The sequence below is a fragment of the Spirosoma pollinicola genome (assembly GCF_002831565.1).
Taxonomy (GTDB): Bacteria; Bacteroidota; Bacteroidia; order Cytophagales; family Spirosomataceae; genus Spirosoma; species Spirosoma pollinicola.
This window is the reverse complement of record NZ_CP025096.1, coordinates 4,926,971-4,953,503: the sequence shown is the minus strand read 5'-3', so window position 1 is coordinate 4,953,503 and position 26,533 is coordinate 4,926,971. Positions and strand designations below refer to the sequence as shown.

Annotated in this window: 20 protein-coding genes and 1 pseudogene; 10 read left to right on the top strand and 11 right to left on the bottom strand. The window is 44.7% G+C overall.

All coding sequences use genetic code 11. The features are described from left to right. Window positions 1-18 precede the first annotated feature (18 nt). Window positions 19-390: a hypothetical protein gene (locus CWM47_RS20810; RefSeq protein WP_100990120.1), complete on the top strand. Its 372-nt coding sequence runs from the start codon at window positions 19-21 to the stop codon at window positions 388-390. 395 nt (window positions 391-785) lie between these two features. Here CWM47_RS20810 and CWM47_RS20805 read toward each other — a convergent pair whose 3' ends face one another. The 4 genes from CWM47_RS20805 to CWM47_RS39820 are packed head-to-tail and all read right to left on the bottom strand — an operon-like array spanning window position 786 to window position 2,603. Then, entirely contained in the window at window positions 786-1,727 is a 942-nt protein-coding gene (locus CWM47_RS20805; protein ID WP_100990119.1) for a phosphorylase family protein, read from the bottom strand. 15 nt (window positions 1,728-1,742) lie between these two features. Then, window positions 1,743-1,889: a hypothetical protein gene (locus tag CWM47_RS38205; protein WP_157816011.1), complete on the bottom strand. Its 147-nt coding sequence runs from the start codon at window positions 1,887-1,889 to the stop codon at window positions 1,743-1,745. A 53-nt stretch (window positions 1,890-1,942) separates the two neighbouring features. After that, window positions 1,943-2,392, bottom strand: a complete 450-nt coding sequence (locus CWM47_RS20800) for a recombinase family protein (protein WP_262511974.1) — start codon at window positions 2,390-2,392, stop codon at window positions 1,943-1,945. Next, a complete protein-coding gene (locus CWM47_RS39820; RefSeq protein ID WP_262511973.1) occupies window positions 2,322-2,603 on the bottom strand; it encodes a recombinase family protein in 282 nt (93 codons plus the stop codon). Before CWM47_RS39820 ends, CWM47_RS20800 begins: the two co-directional genes overlap by 71 nt. Window positions 2,604-2,752: 149 nt before the next feature. Here CWM47_RS39820 and CWM47_RS20795 point away from each other — a divergent pair, with 149 nt between their 5' ends. The 6 genes from CWM47_RS20795 to CWM47_RS20775 all read left to right on the top strand — a co-directional run bounded on the left by CWM47_RS20795 (window position 2,753) and on the right by CWM47_RS20775 (window position 8,731). Beyond that, a complete protein-coding gene (locus tag CWM47_RS20795) occupies window positions 2,753-4,282 on the top strand; it encodes an IS1182 family transposase (RefSeq protein ID WP_100990118.1) in 1,530 nt (509 codons plus the stop codon). Window positions 4,283-4,557: 275 nt separating this feature from the next. Continuing rightward, window positions 4,558-5,412: a bestrophin-like domain gene (locus tag CWM47_RS20790; RefSeq protein WP_100990117.1), complete on the top strand. Its 855-nt coding sequence runs from the start codon at window positions 4,558-4,560 to the stop codon at window positions 5,410-5,412. 135 nt (window positions 5,413-5,547) lie between these two features. Then, window positions 5,548-6,576 carry a transposase gene (locus CWM47_RS20785; RefSeq protein WP_240625370.1) on the top strand — a complete coding sequence of 343 codons (1,029 nt, stop codon included), beginning with the start codon at window positions 5,548-5,550 and terminating at the stop codon, window positions 6,574-6,576. Between the two features lie 21 nt (window positions 6,577-6,597). Next, the gene (locus tag CWM47_RS39325; protein WP_262512026.1) at window positions 6,598-7,029 is read left to right on the top strand and encodes a transposase; all 432 of its coding nucleotides are present in this window, start codon (window positions 6,598-6,600) and stop codon (window positions 7,027-7,029) included. A 33-nt stretch (window positions 7,030-7,062) separates the two neighbouring features. Continuing rightward, entirely contained in the window at window positions 7,063-7,629 is a 567-nt protein-coding gene (locus tag CWM47_RS20780; RefSeq protein WP_100990116.1) for a hypothetical protein, read from the top strand. A 235-nt stretch (window positions 7,630-7,864) separates the two neighbouring features. Next, window positions 7,865-8,731, top strand: a complete 867-nt coding sequence (locus CWM47_RS20775; protein ID WP_157816010.1) for an alpha/beta fold hydrolase — start codon at window positions 7,865-7,867, stop codon at window positions 8,729-8,731. Between the two features lie 138 nt (window positions 8,732-8,869). Here CWM47_RS20775 and CWM47_RS20770 read toward each other — a convergent pair whose 3' ends face one another. From CWM47_RS20770 to CWM47_RS20760, 3 genes are all read right to left on the bottom strand, one after another. Further along, window positions 8,870-10,399, bottom strand: a complete 1,530-nt coding sequence (locus tag CWM47_RS20770; RefSeq protein WP_100990114.1) for an IS1182 family transposase — start codon at window positions 10,397-10,399, stop codon at window positions 8,870-8,872. A gap of 138 nt (window positions 10,400-10,537) precedes the next feature. Next, on the bottom strand, window positions 10,538-12,094 hold the full coding sequence (locus CWM47_RS20765) for a serine hydrolase (RefSeq protein WP_100990113.1): 1,557 nt from the start codon (window positions 12,092-12,094) through the stop codon (window positions 10,538-10,540). A 302-nt stretch (window positions 12,095-12,396) separates the two neighbouring features. Then, window positions 12,397-13,374 (bottom strand): AraC family transcriptional regulator, encoded by a 978-nt coding sequence (locus CWM47_RS20760; protein ID WP_100990112.1) that lies wholly within the window; start codon window positions 13,372-13,374, stop codon window positions 12,397-12,399. Window positions 13,375-13,567: 193 nt separating this feature from the next. On the opposite strand from CWM47_RS20760, the gene CWM47_RS20755 reads away from it, so the two are divergent. The 3 genes and pseudogenes from CWM47_RS20755 (at window position 13,568) to CWM47_RS20750 (ending at window position 17,305) form a co-directional block, all read left to right on the top strand. After that, entirely contained in the window at window positions 13,568-14,863 is a 1,296-nt protein-coding gene (locus CWM47_RS20755) for a hypothetical protein (protein WP_100990111.1), read from the top strand. Between the two features lie 54 nt (window positions 14,864-14,917). Beyond that, window positions 14,918-15,253: pseudogene (locus CWM47_RS40310) on the top strand (carboxypeptidase-like regulatory domain-containing protein); the annotation flags it as partial. A gap of 426 nt (window positions 15,254-15,679) precedes the next feature. Further along, window positions 15,680-17,305, top strand: coding sequence for a TonB-dependent receptor plug domain-containing protein (locus CWM47_RS20750; RefSeq protein ID WP_394342024.1), 1,626 nt, complete (start codon window positions 15,680-15,682; stop codon window positions 17,303-17,305). Window positions 17,306-18,148: 843 nt separating this feature from the next. Here the strand turns inward: CWM47_RS20750 and CWM47_RS20745 are convergent. From CWM47_RS20745 to CWM47_RS20730, 4 genes are all read right to left on the bottom strand, one after another. After that, window positions 18,149-18,700, bottom strand: a complete 552-nt coding sequence (locus tag CWM47_RS20745) for a hypothetical protein (RefSeq protein ID WP_100990109.1) — start codon at window positions 18,698-18,700, stop codon at window positions 18,149-18,151. A 170-nt stretch (window positions 18,701-18,870) separates the two neighbouring features. After that, complete coding sequence (locus tag CWM47_RS20740; protein ID WP_100990108.1) at window positions 18,871-19,329, bottom strand: hypothetical protein; 459 nt, start codon at window positions 19,327-19,329, stop codon at window positions 18,871-18,873. Between the two features lie 37 nt (window positions 19,330-19,366). Beyond that, complete coding sequence (locus tag CWM47_RS20735; protein ID WP_100990107.1) at window positions 19,367-20,284, bottom strand: hypothetical protein; 918 nt, start codon at window positions 20,282-20,284, stop codon at window positions 19,367-19,369. A 106-nt stretch (window positions 20,285-20,390) separates the two neighbouring features. Beyond that, window positions 20,391-26,504: a hypothetical protein gene (locus CWM47_RS20730; protein WP_100990106.1), complete on the bottom strand. Its 6,114-nt coding sequence runs from the start codon at window positions 26,502-26,504 to the stop codon at window positions 20,391-20,393. Window positions 26,505-26,533: the final 29 nt, after the last annotated feature.

Below are 26,533 nucleotides of genomic sequence, written 5' to 3'. Positions count from 1 at the left end.
ATAATTCTTAGTTATATTATGGACCAAAAGCCTCATGATGACCTTGCTGGATATGATGCTCTTAAGATAAAAATCAAAACTGGAGATGAGCACTTTCACTCCAAAGGACGGCTACTGGACACTACGCTTCTTGACTTTTGGCGTTGGTCATCTTCTGACTTAGTCAACAATACATTACGCGGAAAACTGGCTGAATACCTGGTAACTCAAGCGCTGGGTATTGCATCGTCGTTACGAACCGAATGGGATTCATTTGACTTGATGACAAGTACAGGTTTGCAAATTGAAGTTAAATCCGCAGCCTATTTGCAGTCATGGTATCATAAAAAGCTCTCTTCCATCAGTTTTGGTATTCGCCCTACTTTAGGATGGGATGCAGCAGTTGGCTAGTATAGCAACCAAGTAAAACGACAGTCGGATTTATATGTGTTTTGCTTACTTCATCACCAGGATAAACCGACTATCAATCCACTCAATTTGGATCAATGGACATTTTTTACCCTTAATAAATCGATCCTAAACGATGTATGTCCCACTCAGAAAACCATTACGTTGTAACGACTGATGCAAGTGGGGGCTCAACGTGCACAATTTGACGAATTAGCCACAGCTATCAATAAGTACAACTAAGGTTGAAAGTATAAACCATCTCAAAGCCCAAAAAAGAAGTTAGACATCCACTTGAATGTTGCTACTGATACCAATCCCGCTCAAGGTTCAGTCGCAGACTCTGTCGCAACGTCCGTCTATTACTATCTAATTTCGAAAAGATGATTCTCCCTTTTTTAGATTAAATCATTTTCCAGTATAAAAATGACAAACATTGCGCTTGTCCAAGCAGCGTATGTTTTTGCTCCATCATTTTTATTTTGTGTATTATCCATTACAGATTTTATTATTAATGGAATTGTTTTGCCATCATTTATTAATTCACAAGCTCTAGCAATACCATAACTTTCCATTTCTAAAGCAATTGCTTTTCTCTCGATTGTAACGATATTTTCAATAAAAAAAGATTTTTTATTAATCACTTGTCTAACACAGGCTACAGGCTCAAAATGAATATTTATACTATTTTTTCTAGTTGGATCACTATCTTTTATGTAATTAATTATTTTATTTTTGTTCCTGTGAAATGCAGTGATATAAGAGCTATTTGTATTATCAGCTTCAATCTCCCTTTTAAAATCATTTTCATTAAATTTTCCTTTATCAACAGTAAATACCTTGGTTGAAACAACAATATCGCCAATATTAGTATCTTCTGGCTTTCCACCTAAGACTCCTGGCATTATTAAGAACTTAGGATTAAACCGGATAATCATCTCTGCTGCAAGAATAGAAGCATCTACCATACCGGTAGCTTGTTGAGACGACCAAGCAATTCTTTTATCCTTATTCGATGTTAGATACCCATATTCAATTAAATGTCTGTCATTTTTAATATTTCCAACTTTGGTAAAAACTGGTATTATTCTTTCCATTTCATCTTCTTCTAATGCCGTTATGATAACATAATCACATTGACTTGATTCATGGGTCACAGAAATAGTGTCTTTCTTTTTACTTATTTCTTGTTCATTGAGTAAGTTTTCAAAATACTTTTCGAATCCACCTTCAGTGATAAATTTTTTGGCATAAGGCCCAATTTGAAAATACTCTATATTATCATGTCCATGACCTAAATCTTCTAAAAGAAATATATTTAAGTTCGCTATGTACTTCAATTTTTGTTTTAACTGCTATATCGGTACATCATCTGGTTCACCTACAGAAATATTTCCTGTATATATATAATCCTCTGGACGATATTCTTTAAGCTCAATACAAGCTTTTAGTACATCATCTAATTCTTGTGCGGTGTATGGAAATATCATTTTTTTGAGCATTGAATGTATTATGGTATTGAAACTATTTTATAGTGTAGTCGATTTGTAGTGAATTACATTTTCACTCGTTGAAGCAATCGATATATCGCTTTACCATCAAATTGTTTGTTCCGTCTGGTCTGGTAATGTGTCTGGTTCAACTTGTCAGCTATTTCAGCATAGGTCATGCCATTATTCCGGTAGAGTGTAGCCAGCTCCGTAGCTTGAACGTTAGCTTTATGAGTTAGCGCATTTGTTACTCTAATTGCTTCACCCTTTTGAATGGCCTCTAAGGTCAGGTTCTCTGGTTTACCTAGTTTAAAACCTTGCACCTTCTTTTGAGTCAGGGCAGCACGGGTACGTTCGGAAGTGCGCTCCGCTTCATATTGGGCAAACGTAACCATCATACCAACCGTAAGCGTATTGGCATCCGGCAAATCGCAGGCGACAAAATCAACGCCTGAATCCCGTAGCGTCATCACGAAGGCTACATTCCGACTGAGCCGGTCGAGCTTTGCAATCAATAATTTCGCCCCCCCATTGCTGACAAGCTCGGATAGCCTCCTGAAGCTTTGGCCGGTCGCCCTTTTTGCCGGACTCAACTTCGGTAAATTCCAACAAAAGTTTATCCCCATCTTGGAAATACTGATTCACAATAGACCGTTTATCCCCCAGGCCAAGCCCGGAGCGGCCTTGGGCTTTCGTGGATACCCGGTAGTAACAGATGTAATTCATACGATAACCCTTATCACGTAGAAAACAGATGTTCCACGGTCTGATTTCTTAAATATACCCCTTTATGGCATTTTACAAACGGACGTGGCTGTTGCACAACTATACAGTACCTAGAACTTGGAATAGGTTGAGTTTTCGTATCTTCAGCTATGCAAGGCAGAAAAAACGACCGCGAAAAACTCATTACTTCGTTTCAGCTTTCCAACTGTATCCCCAAGCACAACTTTTACCGTCGGTTGAAGGAGACGCTTGACCTTACTTTCCTGTACGAACAGACCAAAGACTGTTATGGCTCAACCGGCAATCCTTCAATTGACCCCGTCGTATTCTTCAAGTTCATGCTCATCGGCTATCTGGAGAATATTACGTCTGACAGAAAGTTGATTGAGCATTGCTCCATGCGCATGGATATGCTGTTTTTCTTGGGCTACAACCTGGATGAGCCTTTACCCTGGCACTCCACGCTGAGCCGTACCCGCCAACTTTACCCAGAAGCACTTTTTGAGCTACTCTTCGACAAAGTATTCAATCTTTGTGTAGCCAACAACATGGTGGCGGGCCGCAGAGTAGCCATTGACTCGGCTCCTGTTAAAGCCAATGCTTCCATGGAAAGTCTACTAGAAAAACAACCCAACTTGCCCGGTCCTAGGCTGGTCCAATCGGTCGAGGATCAGAATCAGGGAGTGGACACGATACTTGAACCCAGCAACCGCCACCCTGGATCGATTATTACGGCGTCCGATCATCAGTTGAGACAGTTGAAAAAGCACCAGCAAAAATTAAAGAGTGCACCTGCTAATCTAGGAGCCAGCAACACAAAAGCTCAATTGCTGAGTAATAAGACGCACTATAGCCCTACCGATCCCGATGCTCGTATCTCGGTCAAGCCCGGCAAAGCCCGCAAACTCAACTACCATTGTAGCTTGGCAGTCGATACGGCCGAAGGCGTCATTAGTCATGTGCAGGCCGATTTTGCTGATGGCCGGGACAGCCAATACTTGCCGGATATTGCCCTCAAGCTTCAGCAGCGGCTGGTAGCCAATGAGCTACGTTTAGAAGAGGTATTGGCTGACACGGGCTACTCAAACGGTAGTAACTACGCCTTGCTGGAAGGATGGAATATAACGGGTTGGATACCTGTCTTCGGCCACTATAAGCCTCAAATCGAAGGCTTTTCTTATGATTCTGAGGGGGATTACTTTACTTGTTCAGCTGGCAAGCGATTGCCTTTCAAGACCTTTGCCAGCTACGCTGAAACCGGGTTGTGGAAGATCTATCGGGCGAATTACCAGGACTGCAAACAGTGTCCGCTCAAAGCCACCTGTGTGCCAAAGAGTCAATACCGACAAATTATCCGAACGGCCTATGATCCCTTCTACCGTCGAGCTCTGGAGCGCCAGCAAAGTCAGCGGGGCAAACGCATGAAACGGCTTCGCCAACGAACGGTGGAGCCGGTCCTAGGTAGTCTGGTAGAGTACAATGGGTTACGAAAGATCAATGTACGGGGTAAAGCGGGGGCTCACAAAGTGATGCTGATGGCGGCTATTGCCTTCAACCTGAAGAAGTATATGAAGTTCACCACCAAGTCCACTCTCAGCCAAGCCATAGCCCTAAAGGTGGAATGGTCATTGTCTTTTCAAGACACTTTTCTAGGCTTTAGCGTGCTTTTTTTCAACTAATAAGGCAGACGATGGTAGAAAATCTTATTCGCCAAGTCAGATGTTGAAAAATCGATTTGGGAAGCAGAGTTGTGCAACAGCCACGGACGTTTGTAAAATGCCATAAGCCTCGACAGACCCTGAAATGTTTAGTAGAAGAATCTCTACTCAATATAAAACAGGAGTTTACTAATCAGCCAAGGACTAGGCAACGGCTTGCCGTCAAACAATTCCCACCCCTTGGTTGTATCTACCCCTGGTGCTGGTGGCCTACTCCCTGCCATCTGGATGAACCCATGCCACAACCACCCAACTGGTCCCCGCTGATCCATGCGGTCGACGACAACGGACTTTTTATGATCTGGCTCTATAACTTGCCCACCTGGCTGTTTGCCTTCTTGACCATGAGTGGCTTCGTGAGCCTGGCCTTGGTAGGCCTACGCCTGATCCACCGTCGCCTGAATGCAGGCACGTTGGCTACCCTAATTGACAACGGCACGGTGGGCTGGTTCTTTTCGGGGGTAACGGTGCTGTATGGTTTATTGCTGGGCCTGCTCACGGTAGCTACCTGGACGAATTACACCCAGGCCACGGGACTAGCTTCCCAAGAAGCGGCTAGTTTGGCGGTGTTGTACCGGGATCTGGCCGGGTATCCCCTCCCGGAGCGAATCCAGCTGCGAACTCAGTTACGGACTTACACCCGGTTTATCATCGAGCAGTCGTGGCCCTTACAGCGGCAGGGCTTTATCCATGACGGCGAGTCGGCGGAATTGGTTGGCTTGCAGGGGCCCTTGATGGCCTTTGAGCCCACCACCGAAACGGGTAAGATCCTTCACCAGGAAGCGATTCGGACGTTTAATTCGTTGGTCGAACTGCGTCGGTTACGGGCTGAGTCCATCAGCGGGAGTGTACCGGGTGTGATTTGGTACGTGGTGTTACTAGGCGCCCTGTTAACGTTAACGTTCGGTTACTTATTTGTGGTCAAGTCCTTCTGGTTTCATGGGGTGCTGGTGAGTTTACTGGCGGCCGTGATTGGACTGCTGATCTTTCTGATCGCGGCGTTAGACCATCCGTATTGGGGTGAAGTGAGCGTTTCTCCCCAGGCGTATGAATTAGTCTTAAGCAAAGTGATGAATCGTCCGGGCAATTAACTAAAAACCTGAACAAATCACCCCGATGGTCACTTTTGTATCGGAATCAATAATTGTACTATTTCTAGGCAGGTTGTATAACTGATGTGGCTGTTGCAAAAGTAACTCATTGAAGGATAGATTAGTTGTTAGCCTATGCTAGGCGTTCACACGATCCAAACTTCGCTGGTGAAACTGGTGCCAGCCCACCACTTTTACCAGCAACTGTTCAAAACTATCGACTTTAGCTTCATAAGGCCACTATTTGAGCCCTTTTATAGTGTCACCGGACGACCATCCATTGATCCGGTGGTGTTTGTTAAACTACTGTTGGTGAGTCATTTTGAAAACATCACCTCAGATCGTAAATTGCTGGAACTAGCCAATTTACACTTGGGTATTCGTGCGTTTTTGGGCTACCAGTTAGAGCAGCCCTTGCCTTGGCACAGTACGCTCTGCCGAACCCGCCAACGCATCCCGGTTTCGGTCTTCGAAACGTGCTTTACGCACATTGTTGGCTTATGCATTCAGAAAGGACTGGTTAGTGGCCATACTCAAGTGATCGATTCCGCCTACATCAAAGCCAATGCATCGATGAGTCGGTTGAAGCTAAAAACGGCCATCTGGCCGTCTGAGACTACTGCTTCCTTAGGTAAACCGAGCGCCCCTCGATTGACGGCTTCTGAAGAACGCATAAAGCACATTCACCGCTTTCATGGCAATATTCGAAAAGCAGCGCCCAACAAAGCGGGCCAACTGCTGAGCAATCTCACTCATTATAGTCCCACAGACCCCGATGCCCGCATTGCCTTCAAAACGGGCAAGCCCCGTCAACTGGCGTATATGGCCAGCGTGAGCGTCGATGTGTCTCAGCACGTGATTACCCACATTCAGGCCAACTCGGCCGACCGGCGCGACAGTCGCAACCTGATGCCTATTGTCGACACGACGCGAGACCGTTTGACCGGGTTTGGCATAGCCGTAAGTACTGTAGTGGCTGACGCCGGGTACAGTTCCGGTGAGAATTACGAACAACTGGAAATCAGAGGGTTAACTGGATTCATTTCACCCCATGGCAAGTACAAGAATGAGCGGCCAGGCTTTCACTACGATACCAAGAGCGACAGCTACACGTGTAGTCAAGGAAAACGCTTGGCCTTTGACAAGTTGCTGGTCGATAAGTAGGGGAATCCCCAAAAACGGTACCTGGCTAAGGCCTCCGATTGCAAGAGTTGTCCCATCCGTGAGCAGTGTAAGGGCAAGAAAGCCAGCGAAAAGCGATTGCATCATACCTACTACAAAGCCCAATACGAGCGAATGGTGAAGCGGTTATCGAGTCGGTTTGGCAAGCGAATGATGCGAATCCGGTCGGCAACGGTAGAGCCCGTCCTTGGGAGCCTAATCAACTATTACGGCTTGCGTCAAATCAATACCCGGAGCCGGGAAGCGGCCGCCAAAGTGATGTATGTGGCGGCCATGGCCTACAATCTAAAGAAGTATTTGCGCTTCACACCCATTGAACAGAGTGGAATGGTAATCGCCCTACCGGTACCTGATCAATTTTATTATATACTGATCTACTTTTGCAACAGCCACTGTGATTATATTAGTTCAAACCCTAAATTTAAGCCTAAATAGGTTTGGTTCTCAACGGTATAAACTTTTCATCTCATGAAAAAGCTATTATTAGTTTCGTTTTTTGTTAGCCTGTTTGCCTGTCGACCTAAAGCACCTATAGCGCCCATTCAGCCTGTTCAACCTACTGTAAACCCAGTCAGACCAACTCAACCTCCATCGCCAGCGACAACTATCGATGGACCTGCGGGACGGTACTTAGTCACGACTTACATTGTCGCTGGAGATACCTTGCACACAGCCAATAAGGCGGGGTTTCCCATAAAGAGTAAATTGGATATTGACAGTTTTGCCCTTGTCATCAAGCAGACGGGTGGCGATCAATACACCCTAACCTATTCCTATTATCATAACCCAACGGGTGAGGTACCTACATTTACCAGGAAGGTCACGGGCAGCGTCTTAAATGATTACTATTATCGGCTTACCGCCACGGATGCACAGGCCGGTACTGTTTTTGACTCAAAACTGTCTCGAGTCAACAAGCAGTTCTATCAACGGACTGTCGGTGGAGGCATTGTTATTCCCTTGAAAGGCTCCTCGTCGCCCCTAGATCAAACCACTGACAAAGAAGTCATCCTTGTGGCTGTTCCTCAAGGGTAATGATGCTAAAGTGGACTTGCTATCTTTTTTAGGACGGTCAGAGAATGTCCAAATCATATGTGTATAATGATCTCTTAATACGCTCAATTTTTAACTTTTAACAAAGCTCACATTGTGTAACTAAATGTTGATGACTAGCAACGTAGAGAACATATCTATTCCTGAATTTAGTTTAGTCATGGACTCAGGTCTTCCTCGAAATCTGAACACTGTAACCTACATAAAGCACAAACTAATGATCCGAAACGATTTAAACCCTACTTGGCTTGACCGCAGCTTGTTTCCCTTTACCAGTCATTCCCTGAGCATTGATGGTAATCTGGTTCATTACGTAGATGAAGGAGAGGGACCCACTTTGTTGTTACTGCATGGCAATCCTACCTGGTCGTTCCTATATCGGCATATAATTCAACAGCTTGCCCCAACGTTCCGCTGTATTGCCTTGGATTACCCCGGTTTCGGGCTCAGCACGGCCAAAGCAGGCTACGGCTTTACGCCCCGTGAGCATTCGATGATTGTAGAGGGATTAGTCGATCAACTAAGGCTCCACAATTTGCGTATTATGGTTCAGGACTGGGGCGGTCCCATTGGCTTGGGTTTCGCTGGTCGTCGGCCCGATTTAGTTCATTCGCTCATCCTGGGTAATACTTGGGCGTGGCCTGCCAGGGGAGGCATGACTGCGTTCTCGGTCGTCTTTGGCAACCCATTGGCCCGTTTGCTAATTACGCGCTATAACACCCTAGCCAAATGGCTCATTCCAGCCGGTACCAATCGAACCCTCACCGAGTCGGAACTAGGGGCTTACCTGGGTCCTTTCTCAACGCCAGCTTCCCGGCTACCTACGTGGATATTTCCCAAAGAGATTCGGGGTAGTACGGCTTATTTAAGGGAAGTAGAAGCCGGTCTGAGCCAGTTACGGGAAAAACCAGTCTTAGTCGTGTGGGGCGAAGCTGACGGGGCCTTTCAAACGTCGGAACGGCTTCGGCTGCTCACCTACTTTCCCATCCATCGAATTCGTTTGTTAGCAGAGGCTAAACATTTCATTCAGGAGAATGCGCCCGATGAAATTTGTGCGGCAATCATAGAATCAATGCTAGGTTAAGTTGAGTGGTATGCTACTAACTGGAGTTGACTGATTGTCTTAAATAACGCTCGTGGCTGTTGCACAACTCCGCTTCCCATATCGGTTGTTCATCCTGTATAGGCTAGTGGTCAGATTTTCTCACCTCGTTGCCCCATCTCAGTTGAGATAAAGCATGGTAAAGCTCAGAAAAGTGTCACCAGAAGCCCATGACCACTCCACTTTTAGGGCTATGGCCTGGCTGACAGTAGACTTGGGCGTGAACTTCATATACTTCTTCAGATTGAAGGCAATAGCCGCCATCAGCATCAGCTTGTGAGCACTGGCTTTGCCTCGTACATTTACCTTCCGTAATCCATAGTATTCCACCAGACTGCCCAAGACCGGTTCCACCGTCTGGTGGCGAAGTCGTTTCATACGCTTTCCCCGCCGACTTTGCTGGCGTTCCACGGCTCGCCGGTAGAAGGGATCATAGGCCGTCCGAATAATCTGTCGGCATTGACTCTTGGGCACACACGCGGGTTTGAGGGGGCACTGTCGGCAGTCTTGGTAATCCGCCCGGTAGACTTTCATCCAGCCGCCATCGACATTCTTGTCAAACGTCTTAAACACTAAACGCTTACCTTGCGAACAGGTAAAGTAATCGCCTTCAGGGGCATAGGGAAAGCCTTCGATTTGGGGTTTGTATTGACCGAAGACAGGTATCCATCCCGTGATGTTCCACCCCTCCAGCAAGGCGTAGTTACTCCCATTGGAATAGCCAGAATCGGCCAGTAGCTCCTCTAGACGCAGTTGATTATGGGCCAACCGTTGCTGAAGCTTCAGCGTAATAGAAGGTAGTGACTGGCTATCCCGACCATCGGCAAAATCGGCCTGCACATGGCTGATAACGCCTTGGGCGGTATCCACTGCCAGGCTACAATGGTAGTTGAGTTTGCGAGCTTTTCCTGGCTTAATGGAAATACGGGCATCGGGATCAGTAGGACTGTAATGAGTTTTGTTACTCAATAATTTTGCTTTTTCGTTGCCAGCGCCCAGGGTAGTTGGTGCACTTTTCAACTTCTGCTGGCGCTTTTTCAACTGTCTTAGCTGATAATCAGTAGCGGTGATCACCGGCGCAGCTTGACGCTTGCTGGGTTTGGGTACCAAATCTACAGATCCATTAGAGTCTTCAGCCTGCGGAAGTAGCTTGGGCCCTGGCCTTTGCGGCTGTTTCTCTACTAGCCTTTCCATCGAGGCATTCGCTTTAACAGGGGCTGAATCGATGGCTACTCGACGGCCAGCCACCATATTGTTGGCGACACACAAGCTGAACACCTGATCAAATAGTAGCTCAAAAAGTGCTTCTGGGTAAAGTTGGCGGGTACGGCTCAACGTAGAGTGCCAGGGAAGCGGTTCATCAACGTTGTAGCCCAGGAAATACAGCATATCCATGCGCATGGAGCAGTGCTCAATCAGCTTACGATCAGAGGTAATATTCTCCAGGTAGCTGATGAGCATGAACTTGAAGAAGACAACTGGGTCAATCGAGGGATTGCCTGTCGAGCCATAACAGGCTTTGGTATGCTCATAAAGGAAAGTCAGATCAAGCGTTTCCTTCAGCCGACGGTAGAAGTTATCTTTCGGAATGCGGCTGGAAAGTTGGAAACGGGTGACGAGTTTTTCGTGATCGTGTTTTCTGCCTTGCATAGTTGAAGATACAAAAACCCAACCTATTCAGCCATTTTATGCACAGGCAGAGTTGTGCAACAGCCACGCTCCCACCTGAGACAAAGGAGTATGTATAAATTTACCCGTATAAAGGGTACCTAGACAGAAAATCCAAGCTTATCTTACTATCCGTTCAAACCGGAGATCATCGTAGGTGTGACTCCTTGGGGAGGTTAGCGCTTGAAGCACAAAGCTGCTCTTTACTTCCCTTGAGGAAGAACCAAAGCGAATCAGCACGCCATCATCTAACTCCGGATTCTGCCACTGCACCACAAACTGAGCATCCCCAAACCAATCCATACGGCCTCGCAACTGGGGCGAGCGTTCGGTGGCAAACCACAATTGATCATGGCGCAAACTAATCCTTACCTTGCCCAACCACTGATCCTGGTAAATGCCTACGTAGGCAGCTAAATCAGCGCTCGATAAAGGCGCTTGCCGGGCCACTTGCCGCTGAATCGAGTCGAGCACGGTCTGCCTCGCTCGGCGTCCAAATTGCTCTCGTTGATCCAATTGAGCCGTTCGATCTTGGCCCCCTATACCCATATAACTATCGACGATCTGATCCGTGATGGTACTAGCCGCCCCACTTTCTGAGTTCGTCAGTACCAGCACACCCAAGCCTAGTTCGGGCAACAGGGTTACCGCCGAGACCATGCCCACATCCTGACCCGAATGCGCAATCTCCTTATAGCCTTTCACATCACTCAGAAACCACCCCAGCCCGTAAGCGGCGAAATGGGTTTGATACGAGCCTGGCTGGCCAACCGGGATGATCGTCTGAGGGGCCACCAGCTCAGCCATCAGCGACTCACTCAGCAAGCGTTTGCTCAGAGAAGGGCTATACCGACCCCAGTTCAGAAAGAGTAGCATCCATTGACTCATTTCCTCGGCGCTGGAATAAATACCCCCGGCAGCATCATTTTTAGTCGAGCCATAGCGAGCAACCACCCGAATTGAGTCATTAATTCGTTTGTGGGCGTCAATCAGATTCGGATTTGTCTGACAGTCTTGGAACGAGGCGGCACTACGGGTCATTCCTAAGGGGTGAAGGATACGTTGCTCAACGAAGGCTTCCCAGCTCATCCCACTGACCTTCGCCACGATAGCGCCTGCGACCAAATACCCGTTGTTGGTATAAGCAAACTGGCTGCGCAAGGAGGAAGTCGGCTTAATGAAGCGTTGATTGAACAAAATCTGCTCGAGACTAAAACTGGTTGAATCGGGATCGTGCATCAAATCGCCAGTGGTCGAGGGCAATCCGCTACGATGGCTTAACAGATCCCGAATCGTGAGGAGTCGAGTAGCCAAGGAGTCATAGAGCCGGAAATCAGGCAGATAGTGGGTCACTAAATCGTCCCAGTGGAGTTTACCTTCCTCTACCAGTAAGCCAACGGCGGCGGCGGTGAATGCTTTACTATTGGAGGCGATCCCAAACAAGGTTTGGGGGGTGACGGCTTGTTTGGTGCGCAGCGAACGCAGGCCATAGCCTTTGTTGAAGATGAGCCGACCATCCTTGATGATGGTAATGGCGATACCAGGAATGTGAAACAAGGCTCGGTTAGGCTGCACTAATTGGTCCACTTGCCGGGCCGTTATGGGCTGAGTCAGGGCCTTGCGGGCTGGGTTGAGGAGTAAGGTAAGCACCAGCATAGCGGTCCGTACATAGTTCATTCTATTCGGTCATCTAGGTTTCAGTGAACGCGTGCCTTGTGGACCTTTACTTTGTTGACTAACCGCTTTCACGTCAGCTAATCTACCAGGATTTCGGATTCTCGCCTAAGGCTCCTCCTTGAGACGACAGGGGGGTATATATCTGCTTCGATAAATGGGCGTTCAAAGAGATAGTAATAAGCGGTTAAACTGTATTGCCCTGGAAAAAAGTTGACTCTTTAGCCGAACCGACCAAGTGTCGGTATCCTAACAACTTGATTCGGTTATCGAGCACCAGGAGCGTAGTATAACAGGCTTTTGGCTTAACCTTTGAGGTCGCTGGGCCGATAACCAAAATAAAGGCGGAAGGCGTGGCTAAAGTGGTCGGCCCGTCCGTAGCCCACTATATCGGCTACGTCAGCGACCGAATGCCCCCCGTCCAGCAGCAACTGGCGAGCATGGTTCAGCCGTAACCCGCTCAGATAACCGAACACCGTTGTCGCAAACAAGATCCGAAAGCCATTCTTTAATTTGAAATCATTTAAGCCAACCAGCCGGGCTAAATAGAATAGGGTAACGGGTTCCAAAAAATGCTCGTCTAACCAGGCTTTGGCCGCCATTAGTTTATCCACATCGTAGGCTTTCAGTCCGGCTGGCCGGGTTGAGGGTTGTTTCTGGGCCTCATCAATCAATAAGGCTAACAGTTCTATTTGTTTGGCTTCCAGAAATAAACGTTTCACTAGACCTTGGTAGGGACAGTGCAACAAAGTGTGCAGGACGCTCTTGATGGCAGGCCTAACGGGCAAGTTACGGGGAGCAAGCATTTGCATCTGCCCATTGGCCATACCCTCCGCTAATCGATTCAGCGAACCTACCTGCTCATCCAGAAACTGGCCAAAAAACAGGGGTGAAAACTGCACAGCAACCGTCGAGATGGCGGGCCCACTCAACCGGAGCTCACCCTCGTAGGCTGGGGTGTAAACCATATTACACTGACCGGATTGATAAGCCCGGTCGACCTGGTCCGTGTGCCGAATCAGGCTCTGACCACTCAACTGCACAAATAAATCAACCGTTGGGCTCGCCTGTTCGGTGAGCAGAATCACGTTCTGCTTGATCTGACTCGTGGCATGAGTAATCTTGATCTGCTGACTGGTCAGGTCCGTAATGGACCAGGGTACAATAGGGCTAGGAACCAGGATTCTGGTTTGCATCACCCCCGCCGGTTCATCCGTCTCGGTCTGATACTGGCTCTCAAAGGGCGCGTACTGACCCGTTTCGTCCTTCGCCCTGATAATCATAGGCTTCGATTATGATTTGCCCAATCGCTGTCGGGTAAATATACCCAAAAGGATTGGCCGCTCAAAATTGGCGTAGCCGCTCAATCAATCAGCACTAATCCGTTTGACGGGGTTAAGAATCCGTTTGACGGGGCAGTTTCCGGGTGTACTGCCGCAATTTTGGTAGTCGATACAACCCCTAACCGCCATCGGTATGATTCGGACTTTCTTTTTATACGGCCTGTTGGCCGCCACGGGACTGATTAGTTTGCCCACCGCCACGCTCGCTCAGCCAGTGATTAACCAAAGGAGCCGTTTTCGCTTCGCGCAACTGCATCTGGGTCTCGACGGGCAGTATATTCCCCCGGTTCAGGGCGGGTATCTAAGTGCAACGGGTGAGCAGCGACTCCTAACGCTGCCCGGCACCTATCATCCCCGGTTTACCATTGGGGCTACGCATTTCTGGGGCCTGGCCGATTTGTTCGTCTCGATACCACTGACCTCGATTCGTCCTAAAATTGACCAGCTTCAGGACTACAGCGTGTCGACCAATGTGGCCACCGGTGCCCGGGTGCATCCGCTGCAACTGCATTACCACCGACTCAATCCGTATGTGGGCGTTAACTGGTCAACGTTGTCCTATAACCAGCGGGTCAATGAAAAATTAGCGGGAACCACGTTTACCAAAGACGTGATTACCCTGGAGGGCGGTTTGAACTGGTTGAGCGGCCCCCATTGGTTTGAGCTGGGCGTGCAGTACCTGCCCGCCCGTACGTTTAGCTATGCTACCTCCCGCCAAACTACGACTCCCGTTCGTTTTCCAACCTTTACCGCTCAGCTATCGTATAAATTCCTGATCGACGTAACCCGTCCGCTGGAAAAAGACAATAAACAAGCCTTCGGTCAGTACCTGCGTCAGCGTGGACAGCTCAGTGGCTTTCACCTGGATGTGGGACCCTCGGCAGCCTTTACGCTGCCCCGTTCGGCATACAATGCCCGTAACCGGCCTTACCTTAATAACCCGTCGGGCAATAACACCTTCCTCGATGCATCGATCGGTTATTATTTTTACAAGCCCGATTTTGACATCCGACTGGCGCACCGCCACATCGTCGCCGATCACACGGCCTACGGTCTGACCCAGCAACTCGACCGCCGCTCCATCAGCCTAGAGGTGTATAAGAACCTGCTGGACTATCACGGGTTTGTGCCCTTTGTGGGTCTTAGCTTTTCGCGGGAACAACTAAGCGTTCGGGAGACAGACGATGACGTTTTGGTAACTGACCAGCGCGACCTACAGTACACCCCCGGTCTGGTCGTGGGCTGGGACATCCGGCCCGTCCGCTACGAGTCCATCCTGCTACGCACCAACCTGCGCTACTCACCTTTTCTCAGGACTCAGGTGAACGGGCAGACTATTTCGTTTCAGCAACTCGAATTCAACTTCATTCAGGCCGTCATTTATCCCCAGCGACTAGTAGCCAGTCGGCGGTTTCATCGCCCGCTATAAACGGGACAGGTAGCCTTTTTCAGGCTTTTTCAACCGACCATAAACGTTTTCGTTATGCACATACGCTTGATTCTATTGTTCTCCCTACTCAACTTTTCACTGGGTCAAGCCCAGCCAGCCAGCCAAACGATCAAAGGGGTGATTATTGACGGTCAGTCGAAATACCCCCTACCGGGCGCTACCGTTATGGTGCTCAACACATCGGCTCTACTCGGCTCAACCAGCGACGAAACCGGCTCGTTCAGCCTCCGTCAGGTGCCCCTGGGCTACCAAACGGTCAGGATCTCATTTCTGGGATACCGGGAACGAATCATTCCCAATGTGCTGGTTACGGCGGGTAAGGAAGTGAGCCTGACGGTTGAACTAACCGAGCAGATGATTACGGCTCAGGAAGTCATTGTCAAAGCCCGTCGGGACCAGACCAGCCCGGTCAATGAACTGGCCCTGGTGAGTGTCCATTCATTTAATCCGGAAGCGACCAACCGATTTGCCGGGAGCCGGGGTGACCCCGCCCGAATGGCCAGCAACTACGCGGGGGTTAGTGGGGCTAATGACAACCGAAACGATATCATCGTGCGGGGAAACTCGCCATTGGGACTTCTCTGGCAGTTGGAAGGCATCAACATTCCCAATCCAAATCACTACGGTGCATTAGGCACCACAGGCGGCCCGGTCAGTATGCTCAACAACAACGTGTTGGACCGGTCTGATTTTCTGACCGCAGCGTTTCCCGCTCAGTATGGTAACGCAATTGCCGGGGTATTTGACCTGAACATGCGTACAGGCAACGCTGACAAGTCCGAGTACCTGGCTCAGATGGGATTTAACGGCTTTGAACTGGGCGCTGAGGGACCCCTGTCAAAAAAAGATAAAGCACGTACTGGTGGAGGAGCCTCTTATTTGGTCAATTACCGGTATTCTACGCTGGCGGTGTTTAATGCCCTGGGCCTGGATCTGGGTCTGGGAACGGCCGTACCCCAGTATCAGGACTTGTCGCTTAAGGTGGACATACCCACCGGGCGGAATGGTCATTTTTCGGTATTTGGACTGGGCGGATTGAGTGGCATTAACTTGCTGGGCAGCACAATGGACACGACCAAACAGGATTTGTTTGGCGATGAAAACCAGGATATGCGTTCGGGCTACCGAACGGGTATAGTCGGCAGTTCGTACCAGCACCATTTGAGCCCAACCACGTTTTATAAACTTACCGTGGCAGGTTCCTACACCGACCAATGGGTGACAACTGATTCGCTGAGCCGACAGAACTGGCAACCCGTCCGGCTCGAGCAAACCCGTCATGCCCAGACTAAATATTCGATTAACGGAATTTTCAACAAGAAACTAAGCGTCAAAGACCTATTTACTGCGGGCTTCACCCTCGACTGGTTTACGTTTTCACTCCATCAAAACCGGTATGAGCCGGCAGCCGCAAACGACCAATCCGTACTGAGGCAGTCCGGGCAAAGCCGCCTGATCCAGTTCTACGGCCAGTGGCAGCACCGTTTTTCGGAACGTCTGGTCGTTAATGGCGGCTTGCATGGGCAGCATTTCGCGCTGACCAACAGCCGGGTAATTGAACCCCGACTGGGTCTGAAATACCAGTTAAATGACCGGCAGTCTGTTCGGTTAGGGTACGGCGAACATAGCCAGTTACAACCGCTGACCAGCTATTTCGTGCAAACACCAGCTACCGACAATGCGTACCGGCTTACGAATACCAGCCTGGATTTTACCCGCAGCCGTCACCTGGCTCTGGCCTATGAACGAAGTCTGTCGGCCAGCCTGCATCTAAAAGTAGAAACCTATTACCAGGGCATTCGTCAGGCTCCAGTTGATCCAACTACCGGGTCATTTTCAATGCTGAACGCGGGCGCCTCGTTTGATCTGCCCGACAACGATAGTTTAGTCAACCGGGGACACGGACGGAATTATGGTTTGGAACTCACGCTGGAGCGGTCCTACCAGCAAGGTTTTTATTTCCTGACGACTGTTTCGCTTTTCGACTCAAACTACCAGGGTAGTGACGGTGTCTGGCGCAACACCGCGTTCAATGGGCACTACGTCGTTAATTTACTGGCCGGGCGGGCGTTTAAAACAGGTCACCGCGATAACACGTTCAACGTGGACTGGAAGCTGACGACGGCCGGTGGTCGGTACGAAACGCCCATCGACTACGCTCGTTCCGTTCGGGCGGGGCGGGCGGTTTATCATAACGAAGCGGCTTACTCTGAGCAGCTAAGGGCTTATTTCCGCACGGATCTGAAATTTTCGTACCGACTCAACCGCCGCCGACTGACGCATGAAATCTCACTGGATTTACAGAATTTCACCGGGCAACAGAATGTGTTTACGCGCACGTACAACAACCGCACGCAGCAGTTAGCCACACAATACCAAATCGGTTTTTTTCCAGTTCCTCAGTACCGACTTTTGTTTTGAGGGTCATTACTGGCCAGCGTCAAGGTAAACTCATGGTTTTCATTTATAGTCTATTGGCTTCTCCAAATCGAGGGGTCAAATTTTGATAAATAGTTAACCCCTTCAATTCGGATAAGCTAAAACTCAATAATCTCACGAAAACGCTCCTACTGGAGACGGTGTATTGGCCCTTATACAAATGTCCGTTAACTAGTGCATAGAGTTGCTAACTACGAGCCAATAGTCAATCTAAATCTATTCTAAAAATAGTATTTTTCCGCTAAAGTAGAAATAAGTAAATCTTCCCTTCCCCTATTCAATATTTGTACTTTTCATAGTAATCGTTCAGAAAAGGCAACCTTTTCGTGAACGATTTCAGGCACAGGAGTTGAACGATATATTATCACTGTAAGTCATGAAAAGCGTTCATAGGTCCAAGGGTTTTCCTGAACGATTTTTTTGACCCTATTTTAATCAAGTAATGTGTTGATTTATAATGCAATACGAGTACATTTAAAGTTGCTTAATAGCCTTTAATTGAACGTATTTAGGCAAAGGGATGACTTGAAGAAATCATTGTAGGATTATTATACCAATTTACATTTTACAATATTTATAGCCATTACGGTTGAATTCTTTTTACATTATTACTAAACTCAATAGTTTCTCCATTATCAAATTTAAAAATAGTTTTATCACTTATCTTACTCAATTCTAGAAATAAATTGAAACGTAAATCTTTTAACTTAAAGGAGACAAATACTTCTGAGCCTTCATAAAAAAAAAGTCTCAATAGTATGATTCCAGATTGATCAGGCGGGTAAAAGTAATATTTAAATACACTAGGGTTTTCACCTTTAATTTTTACAATATTATCCTTATTAAGTGCTTCTTTTTTAAAATTTTTGTTTTCTCTAAATTAGGGTTTTTATATCTTACAAAGCTTATAAAGACGCTACATTCCCCTTCGAATCTTTTTTTATACTCAATAAAATAAAGTCCATAAGCGATATATTCAAAACATTTGGTTAGCCTGTTGATATCAGGAGAGCCTTTAAGTAAAGGAAATTTCAAGCCTTCAATTGTCTTACCAGTAATTTTCTTTGCATTAAAAATTGTAGAGTTGACAAGGTCCTTTTTTCTATCTAACGCGCGTTTTACTTTAGTATTCGTATGAATATACCCAACTATATTATTGCCAACTACACCCGCTAATGTGGCCATTAAAAACTGATCATCTTGTGATTTTTCAATATTATGCAGATCACAAGATGGAACGGTTAGTAAATTTTTTCTTAAGTTAACCCCTTTAAAATCTTTCTCTTCTGGAAATAGACAACGTGGTGGAACATGCTCCGTACTTGTAGCCAGGGAGTTACACATATAACATGTTTTAGTTATTATATTTTTTCCCATTTCAAGTAGCTGTTTAGTTGATAATAGTTTTTACCAAACCTACCTATTTTAAAAATCTGGCACAATGCCCTCAAGAAGTAATTTTTTTATAAATTTATCTTGAACACAGTTCTGAAATTTACATTTCTTTTATGTCCAGTTATTAAGGTAACCAGATACAATAATTATTTTCAAAAGAATACTATTAAAGACCAAATGGCCAAAAGCAATAAGCCCACCTGAGAGTAAAACAAAGGCCATATATAAGCCTCACAGATAAGTATACGTTTAGCAAGTTTAGTTAATTCATTCTTGTAAACTAACCTTTTTTCCTGCGTGAGATTGCTTGTGTTTCTTTTTATATTCCATCTTACTTTCACTTTGTCTTTGGTATAGCGGAAAGCTAAAAGTCTTGCCATAACTGCTCCAACACCTACAGTAGCAGATAAACCAAGTAACACTAAAGTGCCCCGATAAAGTAGGCTGGTTTCAATTACATGCGGTTTAGCCCAAAGATCTTTTTGACTAATTACAAAACTTACCACCCCAATAGTTATTGTGAACACGAGATTTATTGAAAAGGATAAATAATCCATTTGCTTGTCATGCCAACGATTGAATCGACTACGATAAGGGTCATTTTCGGGCATATGAATCGATTTTTAAATTTATAAAATATTCAAGTATTCACTTTAATTTACTAAGTTCTTTATCTATCTTTTTTACTAAATCTAACCTTATATTTGTTGAGGAATAAATTAATGTTTGTTTTGTTGGTCCAAATATGAATTTTGTTATTTCAGGAGCTCCTCCTTGTTTTCTAGAATTGTAGAAATCCTCTATCGTCTTACAGTTTAATAAATAATACTCTTTTTCAATTATTAATAACATATCTATTAAGTATTTTATAGGCTTCTTAAATTCTTCAACTTGAGGCAGTATTGGAAAGAAATCATTTCTTCGTTTCATGTCAACCAAAAGCTTTTTCCTTATTCCTGCGTCTTCTAAAAGCTTTTTTTTGTCAAATTCAAAATAAACTGATGTAGATCCTTTTTTTAATTTTCCGTCTTTTTCTGGCTCTCCACTTAATACTATTTGTGTGATTGGAGAATCAGAATGCTCTGCATAGTTCCTCAATTGATTGAAAAACCTATAGGAGAAATATGTATCATAACAATATCTTTTTGCACTTTCAAATTTCATGTACTGTATTGAATTTTGTCCATACTTATGCTTTAACCTTGCATCCATATGATCTATATAAATTCTTGCAGAATTTATATAACTAATAAATTTTCTATTAATATTAACGTGAATCTCTTCTTTACTGAAATTATATATCTCCTCAAAACTAGTTAGTTTTTTTACTTTTTGTTCATATTCAAAAACTGTTGCATAAAAATCCTCTAAATTTAATTCTATCTCCCATTTTTTTAAATAAAAATATTCGTACTCAATAATAGCTTTATTGCTATCTATAATTGACTGCACATCACTTTGGTTAACTTCACCATAGACATTAGTGTTGTCATAATCACTATGTTCAACATAATAATACTTACCGTTTTCAACGTGTTTTAATACATCAGGATTTGAATACGGCATATTATTTATTTAATTACAGGCTTTATGTCTTCCATTTACTAACTTAGACTACTTTTGTAAGCTCAACTTGATAGCCACACTTTAGTTTCCTAATTCAATAATGATTTTAAATTATTTTCTCAATATGCTGAAGAGTTTTACGGAATGGCTTTCGTGTAGAACTATCATGTGTTTGTCGATCCAATTGTGATTTTTGAATTAAATTAAACTTAGCTTTCAGTGTACTGAAAGCTTCTTGAGATGCCGTTACAATCCACCCGCAACCGGCCTGGCTTCTAAATTGGGGAGGTGTCATACGAATGTTACCATCAACCCAAAAGAAAGATTCTGTCATAATTGAATCGTTTTCATCAATCCATTGGAATTTGAGCGGGTCAGCCAATCGCCATCCTAATAATTGAGCAATTTCTGGATTTATAGCGACCCATTCACTTAAATGGGTTGGTGTATCAATGAAACGGTCTGCATGATTAGCAAAGATTAGTGGGGTAGAAGGAGTCAGAGTGGAGTGAGTTTGGCTCATTTCTACATAGTCAGCTATTAATAGATTTTCTTTTCTATAGAGCACACCAGTTTGAAATTCATAAGATGATTTACCTTCATTAATAGTTAAACAAGATTCACGTGTTTCAGAGGCAAGATCCCAACCCAAGCCTCTAAATATTGTCCTTTCAGCAATTACAATACGGTTCCCCAATTGCTTTGTGAAATGAATAAAGCCATCCTTGATCTGCTCTATCCAGTCCGAAGGCAATGTATAATAGTCTTCAAATCCCCTGACTCCTGGCAGCTCCTCTGGGCGACGATGCTGCTCCAATTGAAAAATTTGTGGATCAACGAGTGAGTTCAACCATGCTACTTCATGTAAATCTGGCAAATAACCTCCTTCCCATAATTCGTTCAGGAGCGTGTCAGTTAAGAAAGAGACTATAACAAAATATGGGGAGTATGTAGTTTCTAACTTAATTTCGCTCCCATTTGCCAGCTTTTTTAAACGACTATCTCCGCGCCCTAATTCGATTATTAATAAATCGACAGTCCGACTGAATAGTGCATATGCATCAAAACTTGTAATCTTACCTACAGTTTCTAAATGATACATCAACATATTGAAAAGCCGCTCCTTTGAAAATCGGGAACCAATCCAAAGCTCGCTCATTGCTTCATTAAACCGATGTAATTCCTTATCTTGGTTTATTCTGCTCGACGGCATTCTTAACCAAGCTAATGGACGTTGAATCAATGGACTTGGTTGAATAGGCTCATTGAGCTTTTGCAGCAAGACATTGGCGGCTATCCGACTGCTTAACAGTGAAGATCTAGATAACTTTTGTAGTTCATTTGTGAATTTAGCTAAAACAACAAGATCAATTTCGCCAACATACAGAACAATTTTGGCAAATATCTCTTGGTCGATGTCCACAGTGATATCTTTGACAAAGCGACGAATCTCTTCTATGTAACCAGTATAGCCCATTGCGGTCTGCTTTGCTAGGTGAACTAAGGCCGTTTCTCTCAAGCCACATTCTGCAATCAGACTGAGGTTGCATGCTAATCTGGCAATCAATGCTTCTGGTTGGTTATCAATTGGAGCAGCGATTAATTCAGGTACATCGGTACTTGCTTCTATGTGTAAAAACATCCGACTCAGGTACGATTCAATTTCTAACCAAATTGAGCGAATGTCAGAAGAAGTTGATAGAACAGGAATGATTTCGTCGAGCTCACGTAGTAATTCAACTGCCGATGATCGTTCAAATTGACGTATAAAATCGAGCCAAGCGGCTTTGCGTGCCAAATCACCTTCAACCTTTATAGCAAATTCAAAAGCTCGTAGCCTTAGTCCACCATCATTAAACGGAGACCAAGATGCATCATCAATCGATAGCAGTTTTGTCGAAATATTTTTAACTGCACTAGTATACACTTTTTGATAGGCTAACTCTCCTAATGCTAATATTAACAAGAATGAACTATGAGTATCTGCGATTATGACAGTTGATGTTTGAATTAACCATGGCTCATCTATCTCATGCACAACTTTTAGTAAACAAGCCTGCCAGTTGAATTTACCTGATGTTTCGTATACCTGACTTATTAAATTCTGTAATTCTGAGGCTGTCGTAAACTTTTCAATAAATGCTGCTTGAGAAATTCGTGTGTCGTTCCTCAAACGCACTGTGGCCTCGCTCTTTTCCTTATGTTCGCGTTGATCCATTGGAAAACCTTTCGCTGGAGAAAAAGAGACATTTGCCTTCCTTAATAAATCATAGTACTCTGGACGATTTTCTTGTAAGGCATAACGCTCAACATCCTCAACTATCTCATTTATCAGTTCTGGCTGTTGATGCTGTTGGAGTAGCAGTATAAGATGGGAAAACGTTTTACTTGAAGCCGACTTGGATGAAAGTAAGAGTACTTTTCCGAACAGATCGGCAATACAAGACAACAAATCCGAACTTACTTCTTCTTGCAATAAATTATCAAGTATAAGTTCGATCCCATCATCAACATCAATATACAGTTTCTTTAGTAACCAGTCGAGCAGATCCAGTCCAGTGGCAGTATCCCATTTAATACAACACTTTAACAATCCATAGGCAGCACGACCTGACGCAGCTTTGCCATCGGTTGTTTGATCAATATGCTTCAAGTAGGAGGCTATCCAACGGATACGCTCCCGAGCTTTCTCTGGTTCGACAACGTTTGCTTTCGTCAACCAAGCAATCCAATCGTTGAACTGATAATCCTTACGAAAACCTACTCCAAACGACTCATCAGCCGACCGCCGTAACCAGAATTGAGCGGTTTCAAATGCGCCCAAGCTTAAATAGGTTTCGCTTAACTTTAGCGCTAGGTTCATCCGGCTGTATAAGTCACCTTGTTCCTCAATAATAGCTCCAGCAATTCCGTTAATCAGTCCCCTTAAACGTTCCTTGTCAAGTCCAAGACGTAGGAATGTTATCCAAACCTCAAATTGGAGTTCAGCAGACCAATATGTAATGTTTTGATTAATTTCAGTTTCAAATAAGGTAGCAGCTTCAGAAAATGCTTTCGAACCATACACTACAATAGATTCAACTATCTGTCGGTAGTAGGAATTTCGCGACCATTCCACACGTGTTTGGCTGGTTTCTGATAGATGTGGTTTAGGTCTATAATAAAACCGAATTATGGGCAATAGATTTCGGCTGTTAAACCGTTCGCCCCTTAGGCCTTCCCCCTTTATTATAGCAGTCCGCGCCATCATCTTAAACCAGTCTGTTACTATAGGATCATAGTATCGATCGCTGGGTGCGTTGGGAAATAAGATTGACAAGTCAACGGTTTTATATTGAACCGTTTCCAGGGCAACATATCTGAAATAAGGTAAATAATAGTCTAGCGAACCATCGGTACGAATATCAGTAGGGATTGATGTTATTGGATTTAAAACAACATCACGAATCCAATCTTGGTATTTTTGCGAGTTTGTGTCGATTTCATACAGCATATTGGCTAGCAATATCCGCTGATCAATGGATAAACTTGCAGGATTCAAACTGCTTAGACAGGTATCTAATAAAAAAACTGCCAATTCGCCTTCATCATCCTGAATCAATATGTCCACTACATCATATAAACGGGGTAAAAAGAAACTAATATTACCAGGATGACCAAAATCAAACCTACTAAAAATCTTTAATAACAGTTGTCTTAGAGATTTGGTGTGAGTAAGCGACTGAATAAGTGCATCCAATAATTGTGTTTGTAGTTTTTGCTCTTCGTATGTGTTATCGGTATTATCGCTTACTATCTTAATGTTTAAAACTTTTTCAAGCATTTCTTCTGGATCAGACCATAAGCATTTTGTTCGAACCCATTCCTTTAATGAATTCGCCTGTTCCTGCCAATGGTGTCCCTTTTCAGAGTCGAGGATCAATTCTTCCACTGCATAAGCTGCGGGTTCAGCAAATGCAAACAATCGACGAGCATCTGTTTCATAACCATTTCGATACAGTAGTCGAACAATCTCCATTGCCCTGCTACGACGTTCGGGCGAATTGATTGGTAAAAGCGCATATTCGGTTATAGCCTCAAAATCAAACAAAGTGGGGAAGTAGTCTAGGAAATTGCTTTCATCCAAATTGTGCTCACGACGGTGAAGTTCACCCATCAAGAAACCATAGCGTAGCATAAGCTGCATATTCTGGTCTTTCGCAGCTAATTGCAAACCCATAATTAGATCATCGCGAATTGCATCGAACGGTCGAAAGTTATAGCGCTGATTATCCACGTAAGCTGGGGTCAACGTTTGATAAAACCGATCAATTTGGGCGGCCTGATGAACATGGTATAAATGTTCGTGGTGAAAGAGACGAATGCTCGATGTTTCTGACCAATCAGCTAAACGGACGTGAAAATTTTCATGAGCCGTTTTGTCATATTGACCACTGAGGGGATCCTCTGCCGTCTTATAAAGTAAAAACTGGCGAAAACTATTATGGAAAAAGACCTTGAAGCCAAACGACTCGTCAAAGAATTGATTAAACCAACGTTTGGCTTTACGAGCAACAGAAGCAGAAACCCCCCACTCGTTTCGCATACCATAATGGAATCCAAAACGAAGTCGACTAACTAATCCAAGTAAATCGGCAATGTCTTCGTCTGTCTCAAACTCCTGCCATATTCGATTATAATACAAGCTGATATCTTGGTCGAATGGAGGCAAGGGGGCTACTATTTCCTCAATCGGCCTATCGTTTGTTTCGTTTTTTATTGTTCGCAGAATGTATTGAAGAAACAATGGGTGGCCTCCCGAAATCTGAAAAAGGAGGTCATGTTGGGTAGGGTTAAGTTGCTCAGCAAGGTAGCTGTCAGCAATTTTGCTTATGGCACTTGGCAACAGAGGTCGAACAACAATATGTCTACCTATTTGCTCAACCTCCTGCCTTACAGAAACGTTTAAACTAGCTAAATCGAATGATTGACTACCTAAAATAATATATACACCTGGCCTAATATCGTTGGGGTGTGGCAAGTGTTCAAGTAACGTTCCCTGTTTAGCATATTCTCTAGGAATATGATCCAAACCATCAATAATAATGATTGTCTTTGTACAGTCCTGCTGATAAATATCTCCTACCTGCTTTAATTGGTTTTGGAAAATCTGCTGAGTTAGTGTCAGATCACGTTGAGCACCCAAAACTGTACTACCGAAAAAGCCGCTTTCAGTGAGTTGAATAGTTAGATCATGAAATAAGTTAACTGCTTCACCCCGAATAGGCTGATTACCATTTGTCTGATTAAGATAAGCAAAATATTTAACCACCCTTTCCGGCCGGCCGGTTGCCCACTTTGTTAAGAGAGATGACTTACCTGAACCAGGGCTACCTTCCAGGAATATATATCCGCCTGGCAACGATTCAATACTTTGAGAAAGGGTTTCAATAGTCGTAATGTTTGGCTGGTATATTTTGGGGTCAACGTAGAAGTCATGTGAAAATATAGCCTTTAAGCGCCCTTCCCACTGCATCTTTCTAATGAGCTCGTCGGCGGTAAAACTCACTTGCCCCATCAATTGGGCAAGTTCATCATGGAAAAATTTATACAAATTCGTGACATCCTGTTGGTAAATATCGTGGTGTCGATGATTTGTCGGTTGCGGAAGAGTTGCGTTAAATTCAAGACGTAGGTGCTGGGAGAACGTTAAAAACTCAGTCTCGGTTAAATTCAACTTGATAAGCTCTTGTTCTAACAATAGCCCCCAATTACCCATGGGCTTGGTACCTGAATTAATATCGGGCCATGCCTGGGAGAGAAAATCACTGAAACTACCTACTGATTTAGCTGGTGCGTCATCAATGATTAATCTATCATGCTCTGAAGATGAGCGATTGGTGAGTAAATAGATATATACAGGTAGTCCTAATTCAGCATTAACTTTTGATAATTTTAGCCAGCTTTGCCTTAACTCGGGAAGTATGTTAATAAATTCTAAATACCTATAAGGTGGTTTTTGAGTTTGTTGTGACCATTTAACTTGGTAAGCATGAACTTCAGTGCGGGTAGCATATTGAATGTCATCAGCATTCCCAGCATCAGCATCCCCTACTTTTATCCAAGCTAAATTATGACGAGTTAACTCTACATAAATTTTGTCCGCAAACAACTCAAATTGAGGGACTTTACCACCAAAATCTCTACGGTCACCAGACGCGGAAGAATTACTTCTTGGCATTTTTGATACACTTAAATAAGTTTTGAATA